This window comes from Paenibacillus hemerocallicola (genome assembly GCF_006265175.1).
GTDB lineage: Bacteria > Bacillota > Bacilli > Paenibacillales > NBRC-103111 > Paenibacillus_AB > Paenibacillus_AB hemerocallicola.
This window is the reverse complement of sequence record NZ_VDCQ01000060.1, coordinates 60,125-66,124: the sequence shown is the minus strand read 5'-3', so window position 1 is coordinate 66,124 and position 6,000 is coordinate 60,125. Positions and strand designations below refer to the sequence as shown.

Sequence of the window (6,000 nt, the reverse complement as noted above, 5' to 3'; positions counted from 1 at the left end):
GCTTAAATTAATGGTGTCTACTTTATTGACAGAAGAGCAATCATGACGTCGGCCCAAATTATTGACGGCTGCAAGCTGTAAAAAGATTACCTTCGATTCGTCGGAAGTCATCTTTTTTGCCGTTCCAAGTAATCCGCGAGTCATAGGATGGTATCGCTCCGAACGCCTCCGGCAGACGAAGCGTCTTCGAATACATACACGGGGATTGGTTCCGGATCAGGTCACTAGAGTCGATGATAAAATCGGTACCGGATCCGGATAAAATCGGACATGTACAGAACCGAAGTCAACGATTATCATTGATAATAATTATCAATATCATTTAAATTATCAGCAAATGCAGTAAATGGTTACGATGCCTCGGGACTTGTCCAATGCCTCCGCCATCACGGAAGGCTTTTTGGGCGGATTGCGCTTGCTTTGCTGTAAAAAAAGGGAGGACACAGAGATGAAGACTGTACGTTTGATGCTGATATTGCTGGTGCTTGCCGTTGCGCTTGCCGCGTGCGGGGGGACCGGAAATTCGGGCATAACGGGAGGACAGGCTGCCCAGGAGCAGCCGAAGGGAAAGGAAGGGCAGACTCCGCAGTCCGGCAATACGGGAGCGGAAGCGGAAAAGACGATTCAACATGCGATGGGGAGTATAACCTTGAAAAAGCAGCCGACACGGGTGGTCATCCTGTATAACGGCATGGTGGACAACGCCGTCGCTCTCGGCGTCAAGCCGGTGGGGGCCGTACAATCCTGGGAGGAGAAACCTTGGTACTTGTTCTTGCGCGACAAAATGGCGGGAGTTGCCAATTTGGGCGAGGAAACCCAGCCCAATATCGAGGCCATTGCAGGCTTGAAGCCGGATCTGATTATAGGCGCCAAAGCGCGCCACGAGAAGATTTACCCTCAGCTGTCCGCGATCGCTCCGACGCTGATGACGGAGAGCGTATTCGATTGGAAGGGGAATCTGAAGCTTGGCGCGGCGGCGATGTATAAGGAAAAGGAAGCGGAGCAAATTTTGCAGCAGTGGGACAAGCGGGTGGCCGAATTCAAGCAGAAGGTCGGCAGCAGCCTGAGCCGAACGGAAGTTTCGATCGTTCGTTTCGAGAGTGACGGCAGCGCCCGCCTCTACATAACCGGATTCGCCGGCACCATTTTTCAGGAGCTTGGCCTATCCCGTCCCAAAGCCCAGCAGGTGGAGGGCAAGACGGTGGTCAATCTGACCTCAAAGGAGCAGATGGTGCAGCTTGACGGCGATTATATTTTTGATATGACCCGGTTTGTCGAAGGCGATCCGAGCAACAGGCAGACGCTGGAAGCATGGACGTCGCATCCGCTGTGGAAAAGCTTAAAGGGAGTCAAAGCCGGCCACTATTTTCCTGTGGACGTGATTACGTGGAATTTGAGCGCGGGCGCTTTGGCGGCGCAATCGCTGCTTGACGACTTGTACAAATATTTTCAAATCAAATAAAGGCCGAGGAGTCCGTCCATGAACGATAGGCATATACGTCGCCGGAGGGCGGCGGGACTGGCGGCGGGCTGTCTGCTGCTGCTGCTTGGGATGATTGCCAGCGTACGGTTCGGCGCGACCCATTACAGCTGGTCGGTCGCCTGGGATGCGATGTTCCACTATGACGAAAATGTGAGTGACCAGATTATTGTCCGCACAACCCGGGTACCGAGAGCGTTTATTGCGGCCGCGATCGGAGCGAGCCTGGCGATTGCCGGGGCGATGATGCAAGCGCTGACCCGCAATCCGCTGGCGTCGCCGAGCGTGCTGGGCGTCAATGCCGGCGCAAGCTTCGTGGTGGTGCTGGCATCCCTTATCTTCTCGGTATCCTCGATGCATGCCTTGATGTGGCTGGCCTTTGCCGGTGCGGCTATGGCATCCGCGGTTGTCTACATACTGGGCTCGCTCGGACGGGGAGGCTTGACGCCGATGAAGCTGGTGCTGGCGGGGGCCGCGATGACGGCGTTGTTCTCCTCCTTCACCCAGGGCATTCTGGTGGTGAATCAGAAAGGATTGAACACCGTGCTGTACTGGCTGACGGGCACGGTTGCCGGACGCTCGCCGGATATGCTGCTGATCGTGTTGCCGTATATGCTGCTGTGCTTGATCGGCGCTTGGGTCGTTGCCCGGGATTTGAACGTTCTGATGATGGGCGAGGAGACTTCCAGAAGTCTGGGACAAAAAACCGTCTGGCTGAAAGCCTCGATCGGTCTCATGATCGTCATTCTGGCGGGAGGAGCCGTTTCCGTGGCGGGGCCGATCGGCTTTATCGGGGTGGTTGTCCCGCATATCGGCCGGTTTTTCTCCGGAACGGATCATCGCTGGCTTATCCCTTATTGTGCCGTACTCGGCGCGCTTCTTCTGGTGGCGGCCGATTTGGCGGCGCGCTTCATCATGATACCGGAGGAAGTGCCCGTTGGCGTCATGACCGCGCTGATCGGGGTGCCCTTCTTCTTCTACATCGCCCGGAGAGGAGGGATTCAATCATGAAAGGCGCATTCGTATCGCTTGTCCTGCTTGCCGTCGTTATCGCGGCCGCGATACTGAGCGCCGGACTGGGGGATATGCAAATTTCCCCCTTACATACGCTGCGCGCCATATTCGGAGCGGGAGCCGATGAGCATGTGATGGTTGTCCAGAAGCTGCGTTTGCCGCGAATCGTGATCGCCGTGCTGGTCGGAGGCACGTTGGCCGGTGCCGGCGCTTTGCTGCAGGGGATGATCCGCAATCCCCTCGCCTCGCCGGACATTATGGGCATTACGGGCGGCGCCTCGGTGACGGCGGTGATGTTTCTGACCTACTTGTCCGAGCGGGTCAGCATTAGATGGCTGCCGTTATTCGCCTTCGCCGGCGCGGCGGCCGCCTCGTTCGTCTTGTATTTGCTCGCTTGGAAGAGAGGGACGACGCCCGTCCGTCTTGTGCTGATCGGAGTCGGCATGTCTTCCTTGACCGCGGCGGCCACGACGATGATGATCATCTTCAATCCGCGGGGCGATGCCGGGATTGCTTATTTATGGTTGACGGGATCGATTTACGCGACAAGCTGGGGAAATGTGCTGACGATACTTCCCTGGACGCTGATCCTGCTGCCGCTCGCATTTCTGCTCTCCCGCCATGTCAATATTTTGCAGTTGGGCGACGAAGTCGCGACCGGGGCCGGCAGTGCGGTGGAGTCGAGCAGGCTGCTGCTCTTGCTTATAAGCGTTGCCTTGGCGGCATCGGCTACTTCGGTGGCCGGCGGCATCGGATTTATCGGTTTGCTGGCCCCGCATATGGCGCGCAAGCTGGTCGGGCCGGGCTTTGCCCGTATGCTTCCGGTCTCTGTGCTGCTCGGCGCCATTCTGGTGCTGCTTGCGGACCTGTCGGGAAGAACGCTCTTTCTTCCGCTTGACGTGCCGGTAGGCGTATTTACTTCTGCCGTCGGAGCGCCGTTTTTCATTTATTTGCTGTATGCGAGGCGGAATTCGGCATAGACGGCCGGCTCCGGTTATGGAATAGAAAGCTGATTCGGAAAGGAAGATAAACATTGGAAACATGGGGAATGAACGGAGAAACGCAGGTGGCGAACCTGATCAAATCGAGAAGAACGGTCAGGCTCTTCAAGGATGACGTTGTGCCCGAAGCGCTGCTGCTGGAGCTGCTGAACGTGGCGGTATGGGCGCCGAACCACGAGCATAGGCAGCCGTGGCGGTTCATCTTGTTTCAGGGAGTGGCGAGATCGATCTTCGCCGAAGCAATGGTCCGCACGTATTCCTCCGAGGATAGAGAGAAGTACGGCCCAAAAAAACGGGCGTATCTGGAAGCGGTCCCGGCCCATCTCATTGTGCTGCTGAAGGAGGACCCCCGGCAAAAAAAGTGGGACGAGGATTACGCGGCCGTATGCAGTCTGATTCAAAATTTTCAGCTGGCCGCCTGGGAGCGGGGCTTGGGCGTCGTATGGAAAACGAACCATTACAATTACGATCCGGGATTCCGCGAAACGGTGGGCGCGCAGCCGGGAGAGAAAATCGTCGGCGTCTTGCACATCGGCTATCCGGACATTGTCCCGCCAGCCCGCCCCCGCATACCGGCCGAGGAGCTGCTGACCGTTTTCGGCTAACTGCGGCCGTTCGCCGGGAGCGCGACGGAATTATTTTCGGCGGGAGCCTTTCCTAGGAAGCGGGAAACAGCTATACTAGATCTATTGATAATGATTCTCATCAATAGGCTCGAGAAGCGGCCGACGGCGTCCGGACGACGCTCCGGCTGCTTCGCCGACTTCGACAGGAAGGTGAAGACGCTTGTTGCCCCGCGACATTGTCCAATACCCGCTATATCTGCTTACTTCTCTACACAAGCTTAGGTTTCGTACGAAGGCTTCGCCGCTCTGTCCGCCGGTTCCTTGCGACATGCTATGCGTCGTAACGGCGGGAGAGGGCTATTTGCGTCTTGACGGCCGTCTCGTTTCTTTGCAGCCGTGCTGCGCCTTTTTTTTGCGGCCCTCGATGAAAGTGGAAATTTTGGTGCAATCGAGCTGCGTCGAATGCTACCTTCTCCGGTTCGGGAGCGTGGTCCTGGACTGGCGGCAGGGAAGCTGGAGCTGCACGCCGGGCGAAACGTCCGGCATGCCGCTTCCGCCGGGCAAGCTGCCGATCCGGTCGATAGAGCCGATTGCGGAGCGGATCGAGCGCATGTATCGCGGGCTCCGTTCCCGTCCAGCACGGTCGGATGGGCTTCAGCTTCAATTCAACTCGCTGCTCCAGCATATGCTCGACGAGCTGTCCGTGCCGGGCGAGTCGGAGAAGGGAGAGGGCGGCGGCATCGATCAAACGATCGATTATATGTACAGGCATTACAAGGAAAAAATCCGACTGGATACGCTATCCCACATAGCGGGCTTGACGCAAACCTCTTATTCCAGAAGCTTCAAGAGAGCCAAAGGAATATCTCCCATGGAATATTTGCAGCACATTCGTATGGACCGGTCCAAACGGCTGCTGGAGCAAGGACATCCGATTAAAGAGGTGTCCGAATCCGCGGGCTTCGGCAATGAGTTTTATTTTAGCCGGATCTTCAAGCAGGCGTTCGGGATGTCTCCCGTATTTTATATCAAGAGAAGGCACCTGCGGGTAGCGGTCGCCTGCAGCTTCGGCTATGAGGACTGTCTTCGCTCCCTCGGCCTGGAGCCGGAGGCCGTCATGAACGGCGGCAGAAATGTGGAGCAGACCGAGGAAGGGCACCGTTTGATGGTCGAGCATCAATTGGAACGCTTTCGCCGGGCGCGTCCGGACCTAATCATCGCCGATAGCCGGCATCGGCCGTTCTACGAGCGGTTGAAGCAAATATCGCCGACCGTTGTACTGGAATATTCGGCGGATTGGCGGCAAATGCACAGGAGAATAGCCGAGCTTGTCGGAAGGGAAAAGGAAGCGCAGCAAAACTTCGATCAGGTGGAGCAAAAGATCCACTACGCGAAGAATATGCTGAATTCGTCCAGAACCAGCCAGTCTTTTTCCTTCATGCGTCTGTTCAGACGGAAAATCAGAGTACAGGGGCTGGGACAGCACCCGATGAATGCGCTGTTGTATACCGAGCTGGGACTGAGGCCCGGCAGCAGCGTTCCGCTGGATAGGCAATATCGGGAATATGACGTTGGCCGGGTGCCGCCCTTTGATACCGACTACTTATACATTTACAGCGATCTGCCGTCCGGAAGCGATACGGAGCTCCTTTCGCGGCTGGGGCAAAACGCCTGCTGGGGCGGCATGAACGCCTTCCACAACGACCGGATTCGCCGGGCGTCGAACTGGATTCGCATGAGCTGGTCTCCGATCGGGCAGCAGCGGATCATGGACGAGCTGCTGCAGGGGGAAACATAGGCCCTGCCGGGCTTCCTTGCCGTCATCGTCAGCGTTCACGTACTATGTTGGTGTTGCAATCACCGTCGATAACGTGAGCGCTTGCTTGTATTTCAGGCATGTCATCAACCTGAGAATAACAAAGCGGAGGAGGATGAAAAA

At 56.8% G+C, this 6,000-nt stretch carries 5 protein-coding genes; all 5 read left to right on the top strand.

Annotated elements, in window-relative coordinates:
• Window positions 1–448: 448 nt before the first annotated feature.
• The gene (locus FE784_RS31040; protein WP_176706651.1) at window positions 449–1,462 is read left to right on the top strand and encodes an ABC transporter substrate-binding protein; all 1,014 of its coding nucleotides are present in this window, start codon (window positions 449–451) and stop codon (window positions 1,460–1,462) included.
• A gap of 18 nt (window positions 1,463–1,480) precedes the next feature.
• Window positions 1,481–2,491, top strand: a complete 1,011-nt coding sequence (locus FE784_RS31035; RefSeq protein WP_139606150.1) for a FecCD family ABC transporter permease — start codon at window positions 1,481–1,483, stop codon at window positions 2,489–2,491.
• Window positions 2,488–3,474 carry a FecCD family ABC transporter permease gene (locus FE784_RS31030; RefSeq protein ID WP_139606149.1) on the top strand — a complete coding sequence of 329 codons (987 nt, stop codon included), beginning with the start codon at window positions 2,488–2,490 and terminating at the stop codon, window positions 3,472–3,474. The genes FE784_RS31035 and FE784_RS31030 overlap by 4 nt, the downstream gene beginning before the upstream one ends.
• 53 nt (window positions 3,475–3,527) lie before the next feature.
• Window positions 3,528–4,100 (top strand): nitroreductase family protein, encoded by a 573-nt coding sequence (locus FE784_RS31025; RefSeq protein WP_342779147.1) that lies wholly within the window; start codon window positions 3,528–3,530, stop codon window positions 4,098–4,100.
• Between the two features lie 322 nt (window positions 4,101–4,422).
• Window positions 4,423–5,859 carry an AraC family transcriptional regulator gene (locus tag FE784_RS31020; RefSeq protein WP_176706650.1) on the top strand — a complete coding sequence of 479 codons (1,437 nt, stop codon included), beginning with the start codon at window positions 4,423–4,425 and terminating at the stop codon, window positions 5,857–5,859.
• Window positions 5,860–6,000: the final 141 nt, after the last annotated feature.